The organism is Pantoea sp. B9002 (assembly GCF_013385945.1).
Taxonomy (GTDB): domain Bacteria; phylum Pseudomonadota; class Gammaproteobacteria; order Enterobacterales; family Enterobacteriaceae; genus Pantoea.
On the sequence record NZ_JACAPA010000113.1, the window covers coordinates 1 to 369 of the forward strand.

Sequence of the window (369 nt, forward strand, 5' to 3'; positions counted from 1 at the left end):
TGGGCATGGCCATGTCCACGGGGGCGGCGACCGGTATCGCGATCAATATCGCCCACGAACTGGGACACAAGACCAGGCCCCTGGAGCAGCTCCTGGCGAAGCTGGCCCTGGCGCCGACCTTCTACGGGCACTTCTTCGTCGAGCACAACCGCGGCCACCATGTACGGGTGGCGACGCCGGAGGATCCTGCCAGCTCGCGTCTGGGCGAGAGCTTCTGGAGCTTCCTGCCGCGCTCGGTCTGGTTCAGCCTGCGCTCGGCCTGGCATCTGGAGCGCGAGCGCCTGCACAAGCAGGGCCTGGCGACCCTGCACTGGAAAAACACCGTGCTGACGGCCTGGTTGTTCAGTGTGGTGCTGTGGAGCGGCTTGA

The 369-nt window shown here is 66.4% G+C and carries 1 pseudogene; it reads left to right on the top strand.

Annotated features, from left to right (window positions below):
* A pseudogene (locus HX773_RS25420) lies at window positions 1-369 on the top strand (alkane 1-monooxygenase); the annotation flags it as partial.